Below are 20352 nucleotides of genomic sequence, written 5' to 3'. Positions count from 1 at the left end.
GGGGGCCGGTCAGCGGGCGAGGCCGACGCGACGCAGCAGGCGGGTCAGGTGCCACCGGCGACGGTTCACCCACTGCGCAGCCACGAGGAAGCGGCGCTCCAGCTCGCGCAGCCGGCCCGGGTTCTCGGGGCTGAACGCGAAGTGGCGGTACATGAGCCGCCGCAGCCGGTTCATCCAGCCGGCCGGGACCTCCCGGTACGGCAGCAGGCCGAGCGTGGACCGCTGGTCGAGCAGCTCCTCCACCCGCGCGACCCACGTGTCGTCGTCGGGGTCGTGGAAGTAGTTGTCCGCGAGCCAGGCCGGGTCGGGGTGGCGGAAGCGTCCGGCCACCAGCTCGTCCGAGCCGACCAGCAGGCCGCTGCCCTTCAGCACGACGTTGATCTGCGCGGCGCCCACCCCGTAGTCGTCGAGGGCGATGACCGGGACGTCCGCGGCGACGGCCTCGAGCACCGCGGTGGAGCTCACGGTCACCAGACCCACGGCCCGGCGGAGCTGGGCGCGCATGGAGCCGCTCTCGACCACCAGGTTGTCCGGGAGGTCGTCACCCGCGGCCACCCGCTCGGCCATGAGGTCGGGGTAGGAGTCCTGCTCGTGGTGGGTCTGGGACTCGCCCTCCTGCGCCCGGACCTTCACCACCACCTCGAGGTGCGGATGGGCGCGAGCGGTCTCCACGAGCCGGTCCAGCAGGTGCGCACGGTCACGGCGGCCCGACGGGACCTGGGCCTGGGCGGCGAAGACGATGCGGTCCCGCGGCACCTCCGACGGGTCCGCGCGCATGGCGTCCGCGCCCGCGGCGACCGGGACACGGTCGATGAAGGGCATGGTCGCCAGCTCGAAGCCGAGCGGCACGGCCAGCCGTCGGCTCGCGATGGCGAACTCGCGCAGCTCGCGCCTGCTGTGCACGACGAACACGTCGACCGAGCGCCGGAACCCCAACCCGTAGGGCAGCACGGGGACGGCGATGCCGGCGAGCCCACTCACCAGCACCGGTCGATCGGGCGTGTTCGCGACCAGGGAGACGGTGGCCTGCACCGTGTAGCCGCGGGCGGCGAGCAGCAGCACGTCGGGTCGCCACCGCTCGAGCAGCCGCTTCAGGTCCCCCAGCCCGACCACCTCGACGGTGTCGTCCTCGAACCGGGTGCCCTCCAGCGCGTCCGTCAGCTGACGCGGGCTGGGCAGGGCGCTGCTGCGCGCGACGACGAGCAGCGCCCCCCAGTCCTTCGGCAGCCGTCCTGCGAGGGCGGCGCCGTACTTGACGTAGGAGTCCGAGTCGGTGACGACCAGGACCCTGGGCCGCGGACGGTCATCGACGTCCGCGGCCCTGCCGTCGGTGTGGGGGCGGGACCCCGTCACGCACCCACCGTCGACGTGTCCCGACGCAGTCGCTGCATCGGCTTGTGCTCGCCGGGCATGACCCGCTTCACGCCGTCGCCCATGGCCTTCTCGAGCACGCGGATGTCGCGCGTCAGGCTCATGAAGCCGTGCGGCTCCAGGCTGGCGGCCTGGTCCGAGCCCCACATCGTGCGGTCGAGCGTGATGTGCCGCTCGACGGCCACGGCACCGAGCGCCACGGCGGCGAGCGAGATCTGCAGGCCGCGCTCGTGGCCCGAGTACCCGACCGGGACGCCGTAGCGCTCCGCGAGCACCGGGATGGTGCGCAGGTTGGCCTCCTCCGGGGGGAGGGGGTAGGTCGACGTGGCGTGCAGGACGATCAGCTTCTCCGTGCCGAGGATCTCGACGGCCGCGTCGATCTGCTCCAGCGTGCTCATGCCGGTCGACAGGATGATCGGCTTGCCGGTCGAGGCCAGCTCGCGCAGCAGCTCGTGGTCGGTCACCGAGGCCGAGGCGACCTTGTGCGTCGAGACGCCCATGTCCTCGAGGAACTGCACCGAGGGGACGTCCCACGGCGAGGCGAACCAGTCGACGCCCTGCGCCGCGGCGTGGGCCGCGATCTCGGTGTACTGCTCGGTCTCGAACTCGACCTTGTAGCGGTACTCGAGGTAGCTCATCTCGCCCCACGGCGTCTCGCGACGCGTGTGCTTCATGTCCTCGGGCGTCGCGATGTCGGGGGTGCGCTTCTGGAACTTGACCGCCTGCGCACCCGCGAGGGCAGCCACGTCGATGAGCTTCTTGGCGACGGCGACGTCGCCGTTGTGGTTGATGCCGATCTCTCCGATGACGTACGTCGGGCGGTGACGCCCCACGATCTCCTCACCGATCTGTACCCATTCACTCATGGTCGGGCCCTTCTTCTCCGTGGATGTTCGGATGGTCCTGCGTGATGCGATCGTGCGGGTCGGCGAGCACGCGGTCGGCGAGCTCGCGGACGGCTCCGTCGCCACCTCGGCGGCGGAGCACGTAGGGGGCCGCCACGCGGGCGGCGGAGTGGGCGCCGGCGGGCACGACCGGCCAGCCGACGGCGCGCAGGCACTCGACGTCGTTGACGTCGTTGCCGAGGTAGGCGACGTCGGCGAGCGGGATGTCCAGGTCGCGAGCCCAGGCGGTGAGGGCGGCGATCTTGTCGGTGCACCCGGTCACCGCGTCGACACCGAGCTTCTCGGCCCGCGCGCGGACGACCGGGTTGGTCTCGGTGGAGAGCACCAGCACCGGGATCCCGGCCTCGCGCAGGCGCCCGATGCCCAGGCCGTCCGAACGGCTGACCACCACGGACTCGACGCCGTGGGAGTCCAGACGGAGGCTGTCGTCGGTGTGCACGCCGTCGAAGTCCGTCACGACGGCGCGCGCACGCAGCGGGCACGACGCCGGGTCGCTGTTCTCGGCCTCGCGCCTCGTGAACAGCTCCTCGGCCAGTCGCAGGTCGTGCTCGGTGTCGATCTCGAGCGCGTCGCGCGGGGAGACCTCCACCATCTCGAGGCGGCCGAAGAACCGGTGCCCGTGCTCGAGGAACCCGTGGGTCCGCATGGCGTAGAAGGCACCCGTCTCGGTGAACTCCGGGGCCCGGTCCTGGCGACGCTGGCGGCGACGCTTGTCGTGGTTCACGCCCTCGGGGCCGTCGGGCCCGAGCCGCCACACGTGCTGCTCGGTGCGGACCACGCTGAAGGCCACGTCCGAGCCACCGGTCGTCACGCAGGCCACGGCGCGGTCGACGTCGTCGGGGTCGATGAAGGGGCTGGTCGCCTGGACGAAGACCGTGACCTCGGGGACGGCGCCACGGGTGCCGAGAGCAGCGAGGGCGTGGCGCAGGGCCGACTCCGAGGACGCCTCGTCGCCGGCCAGCCGCGCCGGACGGTCGATCACGAGCGCCCCGGCCGCGCGGGCGGCGTAGGCGATCTCGTGGTCGTCGGTGGAGACGACCACCTGGTCGACCGACGACACGGCACGCAGCGACCGGACGGCACGCACGACCAGCGGCTCGCCACCGAGGGGCCGCAGGTTCTTGCGCGGCACGCCCTTGGAGCCACCGCGGGCGGGGATCACGGCCACCACGCCGCCGCGGCGCACGGCGGGACGCGACGAGGACGGGGTGGGGAGCGTCCCGACGCCGACGGACGTCGGGTCGAGGTTGCGCTCGAGGAGCTCGGTCATGTCGGTGACGCTAGGGAGGCCGACCGTCCGTCAGGTGAACGCCACGGCACCCGCCGACGAACGTCGATCGACCACCTCGAGGGGTCCGTGGGCCACCAGTCGAACCGTGGACCAACAGTGGGTGAACCACCCCACGCCACGGCCGGATCGCGCGAGGATCGTGGCTACCGTGGCGCCGTGAACGCCATGGAGCAGACCCGCCGGACGAGCCCGGCCGCCGCCACGACCGCCCGCGCGGAGGCGTCGGTGCGCGTGGTGGCGATCGCCGGGTTCGACTCGCAGCTCAAGTGGTCCGTGGGCATCTGCCGCGAGCTGGAGAGCCGCGGGGCGCAGGTCGAGGTGCTGGCGCCGCGAGGTCGCAGCGCGCTCTCGGACCAGCAGGTCCGCGACGTCGGCTTCAGCGCGGTGCGCACGGTCGACTGGGACGACGTCGTCGATGCGGCCGCTGCCGCGGACGTGGTGGTCTGTGCGCTGGCGGGACCGCTGGTCCGGCGGCTCACCATCGCGTTGGCCGAGCGCCCCCTGCAGCCCGGTCCGGTCGTCGTCGCCGGCTGGGTCGGGATCATCATCGAGAAGATCACGGCCGGCTACCTCGACCGCTGCGGCGCGGACGTCGTGGCGGTGAACGCCCGGCACGAGCTCGACCAGTTCCGCTTCACCGCCCAGCGGCTCGCCGTCCCGGACGAGAACCTCGTGCTGAGCGGCCTGCCCTTCCTCTCGTCGCAGCCACGGCCCCAGCGGGAGACCCCGGTGCGGACGGTGCTGTTCGCCGACCAGCCCACGGTGCCGTCCGGCGCCGGGGACCGAAGCTACCTGTACCGCCGGCTCGTCGAGCACGCCCGTCGACACCCGGACCGCGAGGTCCTGCTCAAGCCGCGACACCGCCTCGGCGAGGACACCTTCCACCGGATGCACCACCACCCGGAGCAGCTGCTGGCCGACGTCGACCTGCCGCCGAACTTCCGGATCGTCTACACCTCCATCCCCGAGCTGCTCCCCCGCACCGACCTGCTGCTCACGGTCTCCTCGACCGCGTGCCTCGAGGCGGTCGACGCGGGCTGTCGCGTCGCCCTGGTGCTGGACCTGGGCGTGCACGAGCGGCTGGGCAACCACGTCTTCCTCGACAGCGACCTGCTGCGCACGTTCGACCAGATCGACGACGACGACCTCGGCACGCCCGCCGCGGCCTGGGTCGACAGCTACTTCGGTGGCCGCACCTCGTCCTCGGCCGGCACGATCGTGGACCGGGTCGAGAAGCTGCTGGCCAGTGGCGAGCGGCCCTCGCGCCTGGTCCGCTCGTCGCCGTACTTCCGCGCGGCCGTCGAGCTCGAGGCGGCACGCGCCGCCGGGTCGCTCACCCGGGCACCGGGCCCGTGGGCACGACGTCGCCACCGGTACGGCGTCGTCCGGGGCACCGTGGTGCACGCCGGCACCCAGCTGCTCCCGCCGGCCCTCATGCGGCCCGTGCGGCACCTCTACCGGCGCGCCCTGGGTCGGGTCTGAGCGTCAGCTGCCGCCGCCGATGGCGGCCGGACCGTCCTCGCGGCGGATGTCGATGATGTGCCCGGTCTGCGGCGACAGGAGCACGTCGAGCGACCGCAGGGCGACGACCTCGGACTCCAGCAGGGTGCCCTCGGGCTCGGCCCCGAAGGCCTTGGTGCGCATGGGCGTGCCGGTGCGCTCGGGGTTCACGCAGTTCACCCGCACCTCACCGGCCCACTCGTCCGCGAGGGCCTGGGTGAGGTTCACGGTGGCGGCCTTCGCCGAGGAGTACAGGGAGTAGCCCTTGCGGCCGCGCGTGTACGACGACGACGTGAACAGCAGCAGGGAGCCGTGGTGCTTGGCCAGGTGCGGGTAGAACTCCTGGGCGATGAAGATCGGGGCGAGGTAGTTGATCTCGGTGGCGGCCCAGATGGTCTCCTCCGACGTCTCTGCGAGGTCGCCGATCGGCAGGACGCCGGCCGTGTTGACCACGAGGTCGATCCGACCCGACTCGGCCAGCACCTTCTTCGCGGCCGCAGCGACGTCCTCGCGACGGTCGACGTGGGTGTTCGTGGAGGAGCGGGAGAAGGTGTGCACCGTTGCGCCGTGCTCGCGCGCCAGCGCCGCGATGTCGCCACCGATGCCGTACGAGCCGCCGAAGACGACCATGACCTTGCCCGCGAGCGCCTCGCGGTACTGGTTCTCGTCGAGCTCGTCGGGCGCGTCGGCCGAGGCCAGCTGGAACAGCTTGTCGGCGATGTAGACGTCGATCGGCTCGGTGACCTTCATGTTGCGCTCGTGCCCGGCGACGACGGTGATCGGCACCTCCGGCAGGTAGCGCAGCACCACGGTGCAGTCGTCGGTGGCCGTGAAGTCGGGGTCCTGCCAGGCACGGTCGTAGGCGCGGCGGATGACGGAGGACCGGAAGGCCTGGGGCGTCTGGCCGCGGCGCAGCAGGTGGCGCGGGAGGACGTCCTCGATGCAGCCCGAGGTCGCGTCGACCTGCACCACGGTGTCGGCCGAGGGGATGGCGGTGTCGACCGCCTCGTACTCCTGCAGGGCGGCCACGCAGTCGTCGATGATCGTCTGGGAGACGAGCGGGCGGACCGCGTCGTGGAACAGCACGTTGCACTCGTCGTCACCCAGCGCGGCCAGCGCGCGGCTGGTGGTCTCGTTGCGGGTCTCGCCGCCCTCGAGGATCTGGGTCACCTTGTCGTAGCCGCCCGCGTCGACGATGGCGCGCACCGGGTCGAGGTGGCCGGGCGTCATGAGGATGACGATCTCGTCGATGTTCCTCGACGCCTGGAAGGCGGCGACGGTGTGCTCGAGGATCGTCTTCCCGGCGATCTTGATGAGCTGCTTGGGGATGGAGAGCCCCACCCGGGTCCCGGTTCCACCGGCGAGGATCACGGCCACGTTGCGCAGTTCGGTCACCCGAGGAAGGGTACCTGCGTTCATGTCGACGTCGCCCACCGTCCTCCTGCCGCTCGCTCCGGTGCTCCAGGCTGGCCGCCATGAGCGTGCGTGCCCTCGTCCTGGCGGACACCGACTCCTACGTGAAGTGGGGTGCGACGCTCGCCGCGACCACGCCGTGGACGGCGCGCCTCGCCGTGCTCGACGGCCACGCCGCACCGAGTCGACGCCAGGTCGCCGACGCCGTCGACGGCTCGGGGTTCGACGCGGAGCAGGTCACCTGGACCGACGCCGACGCCCTGCGCGAGCTGCTCACGGCGTGGCGCCCGGACGTGCTGGTCCTCGCCGTCCGAGCCCACGCCGTGCCACCGGTGCTCCGTCTGCTCGACGACGCCCCCGGTCGGCCGGTCGTGCTCACGGGCGTGGCGGGCGTCTGCGTCCCGGTGCAGTGGTACGACGTGAACCTGCGCCGCGGCGCCGACGTCTTCGTCGTGCACTCGCGCCGCGAACGACGCGACCTGGTGGCGGTCGCCGCCCGGCACGACGTGCCGCACCGGGTGGCGCTGGCGACGCTGCCGTTCCTGCGCGTGGCCGCGCGCCGTCCGGTCGAGGTCGGGGCCGGTCGTGGCGCCGTGGCCGCGCCGTCCGCACCCGGCGGCCCGGTGGTCTTCGCACCTCAGTCGCTCGTGCCGCACGACGACGCCGGGCGCGAGAGGGTCCTGCGCGGGCTCGCCACCGCCGTGAGGCCGGGGCGCGAGGTGCACGTGAAGGTGCGCTCGCGGGCCGGCGAGGTCGAGGCGCACCGCGGTGCCGGCGACTACGCCGCGCTGCTCTCACGTCTGCACGCCGACGGCACCGCCCCAGAGGGGCTGCGGGTGGTCGACGGCCCCATGAGCCAGCACCTGCGCGGCGCCTCGGGCTTCGTCACGGTCGGCTCCTCGGCGGCGCTGGAGGCCGTGGCCGCAGGGGTCCCCGCCGTCGTGCTCACCGACCTGGGCGTGGACGACGCTCACCTCAACAGCGTGTTCGTGGGGAGCGGGCTGCTGGGCACGCTCGCCGACGTCGCGCACGGTCGGTTCCGGAGCGTGGACCGCGGCTGGGCGCACGACAACTACTTCCACGACCCCGCTGCCGACGACTGGCAGGCCCAGGTCGAGCACCTCCTGGCCGAGCGGGCCCGGCACGGGCTCCCTGCGCCCGCCCGCGTGCCCACCACGCTCGGCAACCGGGTGCGGGACCTCTACTACCGGCTGGACGCCCTCGCGCCGTGGCGCGGGACGGCGCTCGAGCCCCTCGAGCGGCTGCTCCTGGCCGCGGCCCGCCGGCTCAACCGCGCCGTGCTGCACCTGCGCTGAGCCTCGGCGCGGCCTGTGGCCGAAGCAAGATTCTGCGTTCGCGTGCCGGAGGTCGAACGATGCTGCGTTCACGACGGGATCCGAGCACGTACGCAGAATCCTTGGGGTCGGCGTGCTCGAACGCAGAATCCTGCGGGGCCCCGCGGATGCGCCGGCGTGACTCGTCGTCGGGGTGGTCTCCGAGAAGGGCCTCGACCAGACGGCCCTGGGCCGTCAGAGGTAGGTGACGCACCTAATCCCGGGGTCAGAGGTAGGTGACGCACCTAATCCCGGGGTCAGAGGTAGGTGACGCTCCGAATACGTTCGTCATTCGGTGCATCACCTACCTCTGACCCGCCAGGCCGACCGGGATTCTCCCTCCCTGATCAACGGCCCCGAGAGGGAAGAATCCTTGCCCCGACCCTTCGCCGCACTCCGAGAGCCCACCCGACCCGGCGCCCAGGCGCCCGGTCGAGGCCCGTGCGGCGCCGCCCCCGGACGAAGCTGAACCGGCGCACCCGCCGGTCGCGACGAGCCCCAGCGAGACCGAGGCTCAGCCGCCCGGCCGGATGATCGCCTCGTCCTGGCTGCTCTTCCAGCGCCGGAAGCCCTCCTCGGTCTCCCCGAGGCGCCAGTACGCCGAGACCGAGAGGTCGGCCCGCTCCACCCGCTCGCGCACGTAGGGGCGCACGGTCTTGAGCAGACCGGACTCGCCGTGGACGAAGGCCTGGACACGACCCTCTGGCCAGTCCCACGCGCGGACCGCGTCGTCGAGGAGCGAGGTGCTGCCGGCCGGGGCATCGCCGCGGTGCAGCCAGTGGACCGTGACCTCCCCCGCCGTGGGCAGGTCGATCTCGTCGCGGGCGTCGTCGACCTCGCAGAACAGCGTGGCCCGCGCACCCTCGGGCAGGTGCTCCAGCGCCACGGCCAGGGCAGGCAGGGCCGACTCGTCACCCACGAGCAGGTGGTGGTCGACGTCCTCGCGCGGCGAGTAGGCACCGCTGGGTCCGCGCACGTGGATCGTGGCCCCCGGTCGCACCTGCGCCGCCCACGGCCCGGCCACGCCCTCGTCGCCGTGCACGACGACGTCGATCCAGAGCTCGCGGGCCTCGAGGTCCAGGCGTCGCACCGTGTAGGTGCGCAGCACCGGCCACACCTCGTTCGGCAACGTCGCCCTGACCTCGTCGAGGTCGAGCGGGTCGGGGTAGTCGACGCCGTCGGCCAGGAACACCAGCTTGACGTAGGAGTCGGCCCAGCCGGACCAGCGTCCGGCGAGCTCGTCGAAGCCCCGGGCGACCTCACCGTCACCGAGCACGAGCCGCTTCAGGTGGGGCGTGACCTCCCGGACGTCGAGCACGGTCAGGTGAGCGGGGCGCGACGTCGACACGATGGGTAGCCTAACCAGGTGAGCCACGAGACCCCGACGACCGCAGCCACCCCCTCCTCCGACGGCCCCTCTCCCCATGACCCCTCTCCCCATGGCCCCTCTCCCCACGGCACAGCGCCTGCCATCGACACCGCCGCCTTCGACCCAGGCATCCGCCCGCAGGACGACCTCTTCCGGCACGTGAACGGTCCGTGGCTCCGGGACGCGGCGATCGAGCCGGACCGCGCCACCGCCGGAGCGTTCGTGACCCTCGTCGACGAGGCCGAGAAGACCGTCCGGGGCATCGTCGAGGGCTGCCGCGACGCGCTCGACGGCGCCGGGCAGGACCGCGTCGACCACGATGGGGACTCCCGCAAGATCGGCGAGCTCTACGCCAGCTTCATGGACACCGACCGGATCGACGCCCTCGGCACCGAGCCGCTGCAGGAGGACTTCGCCCTGGTCGACGGGATCGCCGACGTCCCGACGTTCGTGCACGTGCTCGGGCAGCTCGAACGGTCCGGCGTCGGGAGCGTGCTGGGCATGTACATCGCTCCCGACCGCGGCAACCCCGACCGCTACGTCACGCACCTGGTGCAGAGCGGCATCGGCCTGCCCGACGAGTCCTACTACTCCGACGACGACTTCGCCGAGGTGCGCGAGGCCTACCTCTCCCACCTCGAGACGATGTTCACGCTCGGCGGGTTCGAGTCGCCCGCGGAGCGCGCGGCGCGGGTGCTCGACCTCGAGACCGCCATCGCGTCCCACCACTGGGACCGGGTGGCCTGCCGCGACGCGCAGAAGACCTACAACCTCATGGACCTCGACGAGCTGCAGACGCTGGTCGGTCCCCTGGACCTCGCCACGTGGTCCCAGGCCGCCGGCATCGGACGCGACGTGCTCGCGGAGGTCGTCGTGTCGCAGCCGTCGTTCCTCGAGGGCGTCGCCGGGCTCGTCACGGCCGACCGACTGCCCGCCTGGCGCGACTGGCTGCGCTGGCAGGTCCTGCACGCCGCCGCGCCGTACCTGCCCGCGGCCTTCGTCGAGGAGAACTTCTCCTTCTACGGACGCACGCTGAGCGGGACCGACGAGCTGCGCCCGCGCTGGAAGCGTGGCGTCGGCTTCGTCGAGTCGGCCATGGGTGAGGCGATCGGCAAGATCTACGTCCGCACCGAGTACCCGCCGACGTCCAAGGACCGCATGGACGACCTCATCGAGCACCTCGTCGAGGCGTACCGGCGCAGCATCACCGCCCTGCCCTGGATGAGTGACACCACGAAGGCCCAGGCACTCGAGAAGCTCGCGGCCTTCACCCCGAAGGTCGGCCACCCCGACGCCTTCAAGGACTACTCGGCGCTCGAGACCGACCCGACCGACCTGCTGGGCAACGCCCGACGTGGGCTGTCGGTGGCGATGGACCGCGAGCTGGCCAAGATCGGGCGACCGATCGACCGCGACGAGTGGTACATGACGCCGCAGACCGTGAACGCGTACTACAACCCCACCATGAACGAGATCGTCTTCCCCGCGGCCATCCTGCAGCCGCCGTTCTTCCACGCCGACGCCGACGACGCCGTCAACTACGGCGCCATCGGCGCGGTGATCGGGCACGAGATCGGGCACGGGTTCGACGACCAGGGCAGCCACTTCGACGGCACGGGGGCCCTGCGCAACTGGTGGACCGACGACGACCGGGTGGCCTTCGAGAAGCTCACGGCTGCCCTCGTCGAGCAGTACGCGGCGCTGTCGCCCGAGGGCGCCGACGGGCACACCGTCAACGGCGAGCTCACGATCGGCGAGAACATCGGCGACCTGGGTGGTCTCGGCATCGCCTACCAGGCGTACCGGATCGCCACCGGCGGTGAGGCACCCACGATCGACGGGCTCACGGGTGACCAGCGGTTCTTCATCTCGTGGGCCCAGGCCTGGCAGGCCAAGGTCCGACCGGCCGAGACGGTCCGCCGCCTCACCGTCGACCCGCACTCGCCGCCGGAGTTCCGCTGCAACCAGGTCGTGCGCAACATCGACGCCTTCCACGAGGCGTTCGGCGTCACGCCCGACGACGAGCTGTGGCTCGCGCCCGAGGACCGTGTGACCATCTGGGCGTCGTGACCGAGCAGGCGCGCCTGCAGCGCCGGATCGTGCGGACCCTCGTGGCCGTGCAGGTGGTCGGCGGCGTCGGCAACGGAGCCGGTCTGGCCGTGGGCGTGCTGCTCCTGCGGGAGGTCTCCGGCTCGTCGGGCTGGGCCGGGATGTCGACCGTCATGCTCACCCTGGGTGCGGCGCTCGCGACCGTCCCGCTCGCGACGCTGGCGGTCCGCGCCGGGCGCAGGCCGGCCCTGGCCACCGGCTGGTTCCTCGGTGCGGTCGGGGCCGCCGTGGTGGTGCTCGGCGCCGACGCCGACAGCCTGCCGCTCGTCCTGGTCGGACTGTTCCTCTGCGGCGTCAGCACGGCCTCCAACCTGCAGTCGCGCTTCGCGGCGGTCGACCGCGCCGAGCCGCGGCACGTCGGACGGTCCCTCGCGCTGGTCACGTGGGCCACGACCGTCGGCGCCGTGCTCGGCCCCAACCTGATCGGGCCGGGCACCACCACGGCTCGGGCCCTCGGCGTGCCCGACCTCGCCGGTCCCCTGGTCTTCTCGTGCGTCGCCTTCGCGGTGGCCGGCACCGTGGTCCTCGTGCTCCTGCGACCCGACCCGCTGCCCCCGGCCCGGCGCGACGGGATCGACGTCCCGGTGCCCCGGGTCCGCGCCGCCCTGCCGCACGTGCGGGGCGAGACGCGCACGGCCGTGGTCACCATCGCGCTCGCCCACGCCGTGATGGTGTCCGTCATGGCCCTCACCCCGGTCCACATGCAGGACCACGGTGCCGGGGTGGAGGTGATCGGGCTGACCATCAGCCTGCACATCGCCGGCATGTACGCGCTGTCGCCGGTCATGGGGTGGCTGGCGGACCGCTGGGGCCCGGCTCGCACCATCCTCGCCGGTCAGCTCGTGCTGGTCGCCGCCGTCGTGGTCGCCGGGACGTCCGGCACCTCGGAGGTGCGGATCACGGTCGGCCTGGTGCTCCTGGGCCTCGGCTGGTCGGCCGCCACCATCGCCGGGGCGGCGTTGCTCACCCGGTCCACCGATCCCTCGGTGCGCCCGTTGGTGCAAGGGCTCGGCGACCTGACGATGAACCTGGCCGGAGCCGCGGGAGGCCTCCTGGCGGGCGTGCTCGTCGCGTGGCAGGGCTTCGGCACGCTCAACGCGGTCGCCGGCACGCTCGTGGTGCCCGTCGTGCTGCTGGTGGTCGCCGGACGGCGGGCCGCCCAGCAGGTCAGCGTCGGAACACGCTGAAGCGGATCCGGTCGACGACGCTCAGGACGCGGTCGTACCACCAGTCGGCCACGCGGTCGGCCACCGCGTAGCGGGCGTCCGCCGTCCGGTCCAGGACGGGCCAGAACAGGTCCGCCACGCGCTCCCCCAGCTCGGCCCACCGGTCGTCGCTCACGAACAGCCCCGTCACCGCGATGACCGCCAGCGACGACCACGGCGTGCCGAGCACCACGGCGAAGAGCAGGTTGACGACGATCGCGACGGTCGCCACCAGGTCGCGGCTCCCCCGCCGCAGCAGCATCGGCGCGAAGAACAGCTGCACGCCGAGCACGGTCCACGTGAGGACCGCCAGGAGGACGTCACCGTTGGAGATGAGGTCCGAGAGCCACGGGAACGGTCGGAACTCCGGCAGCTGCAGCGTCGTGTAGAGGGCGGTGCCGTCCTGCCAGGCCGGCTGGGAGACCTTGTCGAGGCCACCGGCGAAGTACGCGAGGATCGTCTGGGTGCCCAGGCCCACCAGGCCCACGTTGTGCATCCCCGTGCGCAGCCACTCCGGCGCGACGTCGTCGCTGTCGCGCGGCTCGACCCGGTTCGCGTCGAGCGACCAGACCTCGGAGGTCCGCATGAGCAGCATCCACAGCAGCGCGAGCCGGACGAGGTTGTCACCGATCGACCCCAGCACCGGGTTCTGCGCGGTGACGGCGATGAACCCGACGAGCACCACGATGGTCATGGCCTTGGCGTGCCATCCCAGCACGAGTCCCACGGCCCCCAGGATCACCGCCACGTAGATGGCGGTGAGCAGGTCACCGCTCACCCCGTCGAGCAGCGCGATCTCGGGGAAGCGGCTCACGGCGCGGGCGGGCTCGGCCCACGCGGAGGCGTCGCCGACCCACACCTGTCGGGTCGAGAAGTTCGTCAGCAGCAGCCCCAGCACGCACAGGCCGATGAGGATCCGTGCTGCCGCCACGGCGTGCAGGGCGTGGCGCTCCGACGTGAGCCACCGCTCCGCCGACCTGCGGGTGCTGCCGATCGCGTCCCTGACGCGCCAGATCGTGCTCATGCGTCCGCCAGGTAGGAGTCGAAGGCGGACTGTGCCTCGGCGGAACCCCGCACCGCACGTCGCCACCCGGCGTCGAACCACTCGAAGTCCACGGCGGTGATCCGTTCGGCGTCGCGCTGCTCGTGCGGCGGCACGATCCGGCGGCCCACCCGGTACTGGACCTGGACGACCCTCTGCTCGGAGTAGGCCTGGGTGTAGAGCGAGGCGAAGCGGGTCACCATCGTGTCGAGGTCCAGGTAGCCGCGCACGGCGTCGGCCGGCACTCCCGCACCCTGCAGGGCCCCGCGCAGCTCCGCGACGGGGCGGCCGGCGTAGGAACCGAGGACGACGCGCCGCCCGGACGCCCCCAGACCGAACATCGCGTTGTTCAGGTTGGTGGCGAGTCGGCGGCCGGCGAGGTGCACGCGCGCGGGGGCGACGTCGTTGCGCGTCCGCGTCAGGTCGGCACGGGTGACGTCGAGCCAGGGGGTCTGTCTCACCTCGTCCTTCCCCACACGCACACGGGCCCGGACCCAGAGCGACTCGTCGACCCGCTGGGAGCTGGGCTCGAGCAGGTCCCACGACTGCCGGAAGTAGGGGTCGACGTAGGTGGCGAGCAAGGATCCTCCTGCCGCCTCGCGGACCGGGCCCGACGGGGCGAGCCACAGGGCGAGCAGCACCGAGTGGACGAGAGCGAGCGAGGCGAGCACCAGGACGAGGGTCGTGCGCCAGTCGTGCCGAGGGACGTCGGCCCGCCGCGATCCGCCACTGCCACCTCCCTCCACCGACATGCCTTCCATCGTAGGTCGTGACAGACGCCTGCCCGGTGACCGAGACCGGTCACCGGGCAGGCGTCGTGCTACGTCGTCAGATCTTCAGACGACGGCGCTCGTTGATGAGCACCGCGGCTCCGAAGAGCACCAGGCCGAGACCCAGCAGCCAGAACGGCAGCAGGTTCGGGGCACCGGTGGCGGGCAGCGTGGTCGTGACGTCGGCGTCGGCCTGCGCGTCGGCGTCCGCAGCAGCGTCGGCCTGGGCGTCGGAGTCGGCGTCGGCCACCGCGTCGGCGTCCGCGTCAGCGTCGGCGTCGGCGTCGGCGTCGGCGTCGACATCAGCGTCGACGTCGACGTCGGCCTGCGTGTCGGCGTCGTCGGCCTGCGTGGCCAGGGCGTTCGGGCCACAGCTCGTGCGAGCCAGGTCCAGGGCCACGGCCGGGTTGTCGCCGATGCCGAGCGCGGTCAGGCTCAGCGCGGTGACCTCGATCGCCTCGCCGTCAGCGCTGACGACCTGCTTGTTGATCGTGCCGTTCACGACGGGCTGCAGGGCCTCGCCCAGCTGGTTCAGCAGGCTGGTCTCGACGGCGTCGAGGATCGGCGTGACCAGCTGCTGCTGGACCGTGGCGACGAGAGCGGCCAGCGGGCCGAGCACGGCGCCGAGGCTGTCGTTGAGCGACTGCTCGAGCGTGGCGATGACGCCGTCGACCACACCGTTGACCAGGTCCTGGACACCGGGACCCACGAGTGCGGTGTTGGGCTCACCCGCGCCGAGCTGGACCGGGATGATCACGTCGTTGCCCTCGGGCAGGTCGACGATCAGGTTGATGCTGGCGACCTGCGAGGTGCCGGTGGCGTCGGCGCCGGCCTCGGCCGTGCACTGGCTGGTGACGGCACCGATCTCGGCGCGGACGTCGATGACGCCGGTGACGGCGTCGAGGACCGGGTCGAGCGCAGCGTCCTGGATCGCGCCGAGCAGGGGCGTCAGGGCGGCCTCGAAGACCGGGGCCAGGAGCGGGTCGAGCCCGTCGACGATCCCGTCGAGGATCGTGCCGGTGTTCACGGCACCGGGAGCGATGTCGTCGCCGATGGTGGAGAGGTCGATCGACGCGAGCGTCGGGATGGCGATGGGCGCGACGGCGGCCGCGGCCTCGGAGGTGCCCCGGTCGCCGTCCAGACCGGTGGAAGCCGTCTGGTCGAAGGCGCTGACGCCCTGCGTCGACAGGCCGGTGCCGCAGAGGCCCGTGCCGTTGTTGGGAGCACCCTCACCGGTCGAGACCGCAGCGCACTCCTGCGAGTCGACGATGCCGGTGATGCCGGAGGCGGTGACGGCGCTGGCGTTGGACTGCGCCACGGTCTCGTCGGCGCCGCTGGCGGAGAAAGAGACCGCGGTCGTGATGAGCAGGGTGCCCAACCCGAGCGCGAGGGTGTTTCTGCCGAGCTTGTTCATGTGGAAAGACTCCCGTGTCGCTGTTGTTGCGGCGCGAGAAGATCGTTCCCTCGACGTGTGCCGCGTGCCAGTGACGACCACCACAGGCGGCCGCGGGCAACATCTTACGCAGATCTCAGGCAATCGTGGGTCTTCGGTCCCATCGGGCGGACGCTGAGACGCATCACACACCGATGGACTCGTACTGCCCTCGGACCCCTCGGCCCCTGCGGTTCCGGGCCAGACGCGCTCGCCACCAGCGTCCGGCACGCTGCCAGGACGCGTCGCTCACGAGCATCATGTCGACCGCGATCATGACCAGCGAGAAGTACATGATCCCCATGAACACCCCGATCCCGAGGTGCATCCCGGTCACGACGACGAGGGCGAGGGCTCGGGTGCTGCGGTACAGCAGGAGCACCGGGAACAGCAGCTGGACGGCGATGGCGGTCCACGTGGCGGCGAGCACGATCGGCTCGGCGCTGGAGAACGTGTGGATGAGGTCCCGCCACGGCGAGTAGGCCTCGGTCTGCAGCGGGAAGTAGACCGCTCGCCCGCTCATCCACACGTCGCTCTGCACCTTCCACAGCGCCGAGCCGACGTAGACCATCACCACCTGGTGGATGATCAGGACGACCGCCAGGTTGTGCAGCGTCGTCGAGAGCCACGGCGGCACGATCGGCCGGACCGCCCCCCTGCGCCCACGCAGCCAGGCGTCGACGGAGAAGTGCCGGCCCGAGTCGGTGAAGCACGCGTACAGGAGCACCATGCGCAGGATGGCGTCGCCACCGGAGCCGACGAACGGGTTGCTCACGTACAGCGACATCCACAGGAACAGGGTGAGGACGGCCGCACCACGGGTCCAGAGCCCGACCATGAGCAGGAGGCCTGCCACCACGGTGAGCAGGTAGAGGAGGTCGAAGGTGAGTCCGTCGGCCTGCTGGAAGATGCCGAGGACTCCCGGCCACGGCTTCGCGTCGCGCACCGACGACGTCCACGCCGCGCCGTCTCCCCACGTGTAGTGACGATCGGGCCAGTTGACGAGCATCTGCGTCCAGACGATGAGGCCCAGCACGATGCGCGTGACCGCGAGTCCCCGGGTCGCGTGCGGACGGGCCGTGAGCCAGTCCCAGGCCCGGTCGAGCCCGCCCCCCACCCCGGCCGACCTCATCGGTGCGACGCCCAGAAGTCACGGATCGAGGCCTGCTCGGCCTCGTCGCCGCGGAGGGGCTCGCGCCACCCGTTGATCCGCTGACGCACGGCGGGCCGCGCCCGCTCGCGGCCGTCCGCATCCTCGCCGCGAGCCTCCCAGGGCGTGACCCCTTGGCTGCGCGTCGCGTAGCGGACGGCGACCAGCCGCCGGTCCGGTCGCTGGGCCTCGAGCGCCTCGGTGGCGAGCCGTGTGGTGGCACGGTCGTACACGAGGTAGAGATCCACCTGGCTGTCGTCGAGCGCGTCGTCGGAGCCGGCGCGCAGGTCCTGGGCGAGACGCTGCCAGGACACGACGTCCTCCGGGTCCGGCACGTCCGCGACCTCGCGCTGGTCGGTGTCGAGGGTGCCGTACCTCGAGCCGAGCGGACCGTAGAGCTTGTTCGTGACGTAGCCCGCGCGCCCGCCGACGAGCCGGTGGCGCACGAGGTCGAGCTCGACGTCGGTCCACTCGAGCCAGTCGGTGACGACGAGCTCACCGTCCTGCTCGTAGGCGCCCTGGAACCGGACGGTGCGGTCGGCCGCGACCGGGTTGGGCGCGAAGAGCCGCCAGTTCTGGGCGAAGTAGGCGCCCAGGTAGGACGTGGCCGGACGCGCGGCCTCGGAGTACGTGTTGGGCGGCAGCGCGGCGAGCGTCACCACGACGAGGTGGCCGACTGCTGCGACGGCGACCAGGCCGACGACCACCAGGCGCCACCACGGCGGGCGCGGTCGCGCGGTCGGCTCCTCTCGCTGCACCTGCACACGGTACTCGGACCTCGGTGTGGATGATGGACTCGTGCGCATCGAGACGGCCTCGCCCCACGACCCCGACGTCGCCGTCCTGCTCGACGAGCACCTCGCGCAGATGCGCGCCACCTCGCCTCCCGGCAGCGTCCACGCGCTTCCGCACGACGCACTGGCGAGGGACGACGTCGTGCTCGTCGCGGCCAGACGTGCCGGGACGGACCACGACGGGGACCGGTTGCTGGGCATCGGGGCCCTCAAGCGGCACGCCGGCGGCCTCGGGGAGCTGAAAACCATGCGCACCACCGAGGATGCACGCGGCGCCGGTGTCGGCGCTGCCGTGCTGGACCACCTCGTCGAGATCGCGCGCACCGAGGGACTGACCTCCGTGAGTCTCGAGACGGGCACCCAGCCCGCGTTCGATCCGGCCCGCCGGCTCTACGCCCGGCGCGGGTTCGTCGAGTGCGGTCCCTTCGCGTCGTACGTCCTCGACCCGCACAGCGTCTTCATGACGCTCGCCCTCGACTGAGTCAGGACGCGTCGGGCTCCACGTCGAAGGTCGCGTTGTAGCGGTGCAGCGAGTCCGCCACGGCCAGCAGGTCGCCCTCCTGCCACCCCGCGAAGCGCTCACCGAGCGCCGTCCGCCGGTCGACGTCGACGTCACGGATCCGTCGTCGACCCTCGTCGCTGGCCGACAGCAGCGTGGCCCGCCCGTCCTCCGGGTCAGGGGTGCGATCGACCAGACCGAGCTCCAGCAGGTGCTGGACGGACCGACTGACGGCGGCCTTGTCGAGCTCCAGGACCCCGCAGAGCGAGCTCCCCCGCACCGGTCCGTCCGCCTCGACCTGCGCCAGGACCAGGTAGCCGACGGGCTGCAGGTCCGGGTGCACCGAGTGGGCCCGCTCCACGACCGCGCGGCGCGCCCGCCTCAGCAGCACACCCACCTCGAGCTCGACCAGCCGCAGCGCGCCCAGCGCGCCCGGCTGGGTGCCGCTGTCGTCGTGCGTCGAGGTGGGCGCGGCGGTCATCAGAGGCTCGCCACGGTGTCGGCGGGCTGCCCCTCGGACTCGAGCTCGTCCACGTCCTTCTCGATGGTGGTGCGCAGCGGCACCTCCTTGATGAACAGGATGCAGACCAGGGCCGCGACCGCGAAGGGCGTCGCCACCATGAAGATGTGGCCGAAGGCTTCCCCGAACGAGGCTTCGTAGAGGGTGCGGAACGGGCCCGGCAGCGCCGAGATGTCCGGGATGTGGCCGGTCGACTGCTGAGCGGCCTCGAGATCTGCACGGTCGAGCTGACCGGATGCCGTCAGCTGCTGGACACCGTCGCTGACGTTGCGCTTGACGTCGTGGCTGAGGATCGTCCCGAGCACCGCGACGCCCACCGATCCGCCCATCGAGCGGAAGAAGGCGACGACGGAGCTGGCGGCGCCCATGTCCTCGAGACGCGTGTTGTTCTGCACGGCCAGGACCAGGTTCTGCATGGTGGCGCCGAGGCCGAGCCCCACGAGGGCCATGTACAGGCCGACGGTCCACAACGGCGTCGAGCCGTCGATCGTGCCGAGCAGGGCGAAGCCGGCCGTCACGAGGACCATGCCGCCGACGAGCCAGCGCTTCCACACACCGGTGCGGCTGATGATGCGCCCGGAGGTGATGCTCGAGACGAGCAGGCCGCCGACCATGGCGATCGACATCAGCCCGGCCTCGGTCGGGGACATGCCGCGCGAGAACTGGAAGTACTGGCTCAGGTACACCGTGGCGCCGAACATCGCGATGCCGATCATCACGGAGGCGAGGGTGGCCAACGACGTGGTCCGGTCGCGGAAGAGACGCAGCGGGATGATCGGCTCGGTGGCGAAGCGCGCCTCGACGACGAGCGCGGCGGCGATGAGCACCGCGCCACCGATCACCAGACCGGCCGACGTGGCCGACGCCCACGCGAAGCTGGAGCCGGCGAGCGAGACCCACACCAGCAGCAGGCTCACGCCACCCATGATGAGGGTCGCTCCCGCGTAGTCGATCGAGACCTCGCGGCGGACCACGGGCAGGTGCAGGGTGCGCTGCAGCAGCACGAAGGCGGCGAGGGCGAAGGGCAGGCCGACGAAGAAGCAGCCGCGCCAGCCGAGCGGGCTGTCGACGATCAGTCCGCCGATGAGCGGGCCACTGACCGTGGCCAGCGCGAAGACGGCGCCGATGTAGCCGGAGTAGCGGCCCCGCTCACGCGGGGTGACCATCGAGGCGATGACGACCTGCACGAGTGCGGTCAGGCCGCCCACGCCGAGCCCCTGCAGGGCGCGCGCACCGATGAGGACGCCCATGCTGGGCGCGAACGCCGCCACGAGCGAGCCGGCCGAGAAGATCACCAGGGCGATCTGCACGAGCATCTTCTTGCTGAACAGGTCGGCCAGCTTGCCCCAGATCGGGGTGGTGGCGGTCATGGCCAGCAACGTGGCGACGACGACCCACGTGTAGCCGGTCTGGCTGCCCTCGAGGTCGGTGACGATGCGCGGGAGCGCGTTGGTGACCACGGTGCTCGACAGCATCGCGACGAACATCGCGAGCAGCAGGCCACTGAGGGCCTCGAGCACCTGGCGGTGGGTCATCTGGCCCGCGGCCTCGGCTGCGGGCGCCTGGGTGGTGGCGCTGGGTTCGGACACGGGGGCTCGCTTCACGGGAGGACGGATTGGTTGACTCCGTCAACTATAGCGAGATGGTT

At 72.0% G+C, this 20352-nt stretch carries 17 protein-coding genes; 5 read left to right on the top strand and 12 right to left on the bottom strand.

The features are described from left to right. Window positions 1-9 precede the first annotated feature (9 nt). From RQG84_RS12515 to RQG84_RS12505, 3 genes are read right to left on the bottom strand one after another with little or no spacing between them, the layout of a single operon-like run. On the bottom strand, window positions 10-1353 hold the full coding sequence (locus RQG84_RS12515) for a DUF6716 putative glycosyltransferase (protein WP_311210292.1): 1344 nt from the start codon (window positions 1351-1353) through the stop codon (window positions 10-12). Further along, a complete protein-coding gene (locus RQG84_RS12510; protein ID WP_055965209.1) occupies window positions 1350-2237 on the bottom strand; it encodes an N-acetylneuraminate synthase family protein in 888 nt (295 codons plus the stop codon). Before RQG84_RS12510 ends, RQG84_RS12515 begins: the two co-directional genes overlap by 4 nt. Beyond that, window positions 2230-3546: an acylneuraminate cytidylyltransferase gene (locus tag RQG84_RS12505; protein ID WP_082480696.1), complete on the bottom strand. Its 1317-nt coding sequence runs from the start codon at window positions 3544-3546 to the stop codon at window positions 2230-2232. Before RQG84_RS12505 ends, RQG84_RS12510 begins: the two co-directional genes overlap by 8 nt. Before the next feature lie 186 nt (window positions 3547-3732). Here RQG84_RS12505 and RQG84_RS12500 point away from each other — a divergent pair, with 186 nt between their 5' ends. After that, window positions 3733-5049 (top strand): DUF6716 putative glycosyltransferase, encoded by a 1317-nt coding sequence (locus RQG84_RS12500; protein ID WP_311210302.1) that lies wholly within the window; start codon window positions 3733-3735, stop codon window positions 5047-5049. Between the two features lie 3 nt (window positions 5050-5052). Here RQG84_RS12500 and RQG84_RS12495 read toward each other — a convergent pair whose 3' ends face one another. Then, the gene (locus RQG84_RS12495; protein ID WP_311210291.1) at window positions 5053-6462 is read right to left on the bottom strand and encodes a bifunctional cytidylyltransferase/SDR family oxidoreductase; all 1410 of its coding nucleotides are present in this window, start codon (window positions 6460-6462) and stop codon (window positions 5053-5055) included. 80 nt (window positions 6463-6542) lie between these two features. Between RQG84_RS12495 and RQG84_RS12490 the strand changes: the two genes are divergently transcribed. Continuing rightward, window positions 6543-7796: a DUF6716 putative glycosyltransferase gene (locus RQG84_RS12490; protein ID WP_311210290.1), complete on the top strand. Its 1254-nt coding sequence runs from the start codon at window positions 6543-6545 to the stop codon at window positions 7794-7796. A gap of 532 nt (window positions 7797-8328) precedes the next feature. On the opposite strand, the gene RQG84_RS12485 is transcribed toward RQG84_RS12490, so the two are convergent. Beyond that, complete coding sequence (locus RQG84_RS12485) at window positions 8329-9162, bottom strand: siderophore-interacting protein (protein WP_311210289.1); 834 nt, start codon at window positions 9160-9162, stop codon at window positions 8329-8331. 123 nt (window positions 9163-9285) lie between these two features. On the opposite strand from RQG84_RS12485, the gene RQG84_RS12480 reads away from it, so the two are divergent. Both RQG84_RS12480 and RQG84_RS12475 read left to right on the top strand, forming a co-directional pair. Continuing rightward, window positions 9286-11253 carry a M13-type metalloendopeptidase gene (locus RQG84_RS12480; RefSeq protein WP_311210301.1) on the top strand — a complete coding sequence of 656 codons (1968 nt, stop codon included), beginning with the start codon at window positions 9286-9288 and terminating at the stop codon, window positions 11251-11253. Beyond that, a complete protein-coding gene (locus RQG84_RS12475) occupies window positions 11250-12479 on the top strand; it encodes an MFS transporter (RefSeq protein WP_311210288.1) in 1230 nt (409 codons plus the stop codon). Before RQG84_RS12480 ends, RQG84_RS12475 begins: the two co-directional genes overlap by 4 nt. On the opposite strand, the gene RQG84_RS12470 is transcribed toward RQG84_RS12475, so the two are convergent. The 5 genes from RQG84_RS12470 to RQG84_RS12450 form a co-directional block, all read right to left on the bottom strand. Further along, window positions 12460-13521, bottom strand: a complete 1062-nt coding sequence (locus tag RQG84_RS12470) for an HTTM domain-containing protein (RefSeq protein ID WP_055965197.1) — start codon at window positions 13519-13521, stop codon at window positions 12460-12462. The two genes, RQG84_RS12475 and RQG84_RS12470, sit on opposite strands and share 20 nt — an antisense overlap. Then, entirely contained in the window at window positions 13518-14291 is a 774-nt protein-coding gene (locus RQG84_RS12465; protein WP_311210287.1) for a DUF5819 family protein, read from the bottom strand. The genes RQG84_RS12470 and RQG84_RS12465 overlap by 4 nt, the downstream gene beginning before the upstream one ends. Window positions 14292-14367: 76 nt before the next feature. Next, entirely contained in the window at window positions 14368-15723 is a 1356-nt protein-coding gene (locus RQG84_RS12460) for a hypothetical protein (RefSeq protein WP_311210286.1), read from the bottom strand. Window positions 15724-15886: 163 nt separating this feature from the next. Further along, window positions 15887-16873 (bottom strand): HTTM domain-containing protein, encoded by a 987-nt coding sequence (locus RQG84_RS12455; RefSeq protein ID WP_311210285.1) that lies wholly within the window; start codon window positions 16871-16873, stop codon window positions 15887-15889. Next, complete coding sequence (locus tag RQG84_RS12450; RefSeq protein WP_311210284.1) at window positions 16870-17649, bottom strand: DUF5819 family protein; 780 nt, start codon at window positions 17647-17649, stop codon at window positions 16870-16872. The genes RQG84_RS12455 and RQG84_RS12450 overlap by 4 nt, the downstream gene beginning before the upstream one ends. 40 nt (window positions 17650-17689) lie before the next feature. Here RQG84_RS12450 and RQG84_RS12445 point away from each other — a divergent pair, with 40 nt between their 5' ends. After that, on the top strand, window positions 17690-18166 hold the full coding sequence (locus RQG84_RS12445) for a GNAT family N-acetyltransferase (RefSeq protein WP_396135293.1): 477 nt from the start codon (window positions 17690-17692) through the stop codon (window positions 18164-18166). 1 nt (window position 18167) lies between these two features. Here RQG84_RS12445 and RQG84_RS12440 read toward each other — a convergent pair whose 3' ends face one another. Next, window positions 18168-18665: a MarR family winged helix-turn-helix transcriptional regulator gene (locus RQG84_RS12440; RefSeq protein ID WP_082480694.1), complete on the bottom strand. Its 498-nt coding sequence runs from the start codon at window positions 18663-18665 to the stop codon at window positions 18168-18170. Then, on the bottom strand, window positions 18665-20293 hold the full coding sequence (locus tag RQG84_RS12435) for an MDR family MFS transporter (protein WP_311210283.1): 1629 nt from the start codon (window positions 20291-20293) through the stop codon (window positions 18665-18667). The genes RQG84_RS12440 and RQG84_RS12435 overlap by 1 nt, the downstream gene beginning before the upstream one ends. Window positions 20294-20352 lie beyond the last annotated feature (59 nt).

Source organism: Aeromicrobium sp. WCS2018Hpa-31, from assembly GCF_031843905.1.
Taxonomy (GTDB): Bacteria; Actinomycetota; Actinomycetes; order Propionibacteriales; family Nocardioidaceae; genus Aeromicrobium.
Note: the sequence above shows the minus strand (reverse complement) of the source record. Positions and strands in the feature narration are given on the sequence as shown.

What these genes read in the sequence shown, in the direction of transcription:
- RQG84_RS12470 (WP_055965197.1), bottom strand. Translation starts at nt 13,521, where the DNA reads ATGAGCACGATCTGGCGCGTCAGGGACGCGATCGGCAGCACCCGCAGG.
- RQG84_RS12500 (WP_311210302.1), top strand. Translation starts at nt 3,733, where the DNA reads ATGGAGCAGACCCGCCGGACGAGCCCGGCCGCCGCCACGACCGCCCGC.
- RQG84_RS12465 (WP_311210287.1), bottom strand. Translation starts at nt 14,291, where the DNA reads ATGTCGGTGGAGGGAGGTGGCAGTGGCGGATCGCGGCGGGCCGACGTC.
- RQG84_RS12490 (WP_311210290.1), top strand. Translation starts at nt 6,543, where the DNA reads ATGAGCGTGCGTGCCCTCGTCCTGGCGGACACCGACTCCTACGTGAAG.
- RQG84_RS12505 (WP_082480696.1), bottom strand. Translation starts at nt 3,546, where the DNA reads ATGACCGAGCTCCTCGAGCGCAACCTCGACCCGACGTCCGTCGGCGTC.
- RQG84_RS12455 (WP_311210285.1), bottom strand. Translation starts at nt 16,873, where the DNA reads ATGAGGTCGGCCGGGGTGGGGGGCGGGCTCGACCGGGCCTGGGACTGG.
- RQG84_RS12510 (WP_055965209.1), bottom strand. Translation starts at nt 2,237, where the DNA reads ATGAGTGAATGGGTACAGATCGGTGAGGAGATCGTGGGGCGTCACCGC.
- RQG84_RS12460 (WP_311210286.1), bottom strand. Translation starts at nt 15,723, where the DNA reads ATGAACAAGCTCGGCAGAAACACCCTCGCGCTCGGGTTGGGCACCCTG.
- RQG84_RS12440 (WP_082480694.1), bottom strand. Translation starts at nt 18,665, where the DNA reads ATGACCGCCGCGCCCACCTCGACGCACGACGACAGCGGCACCCAGCCG.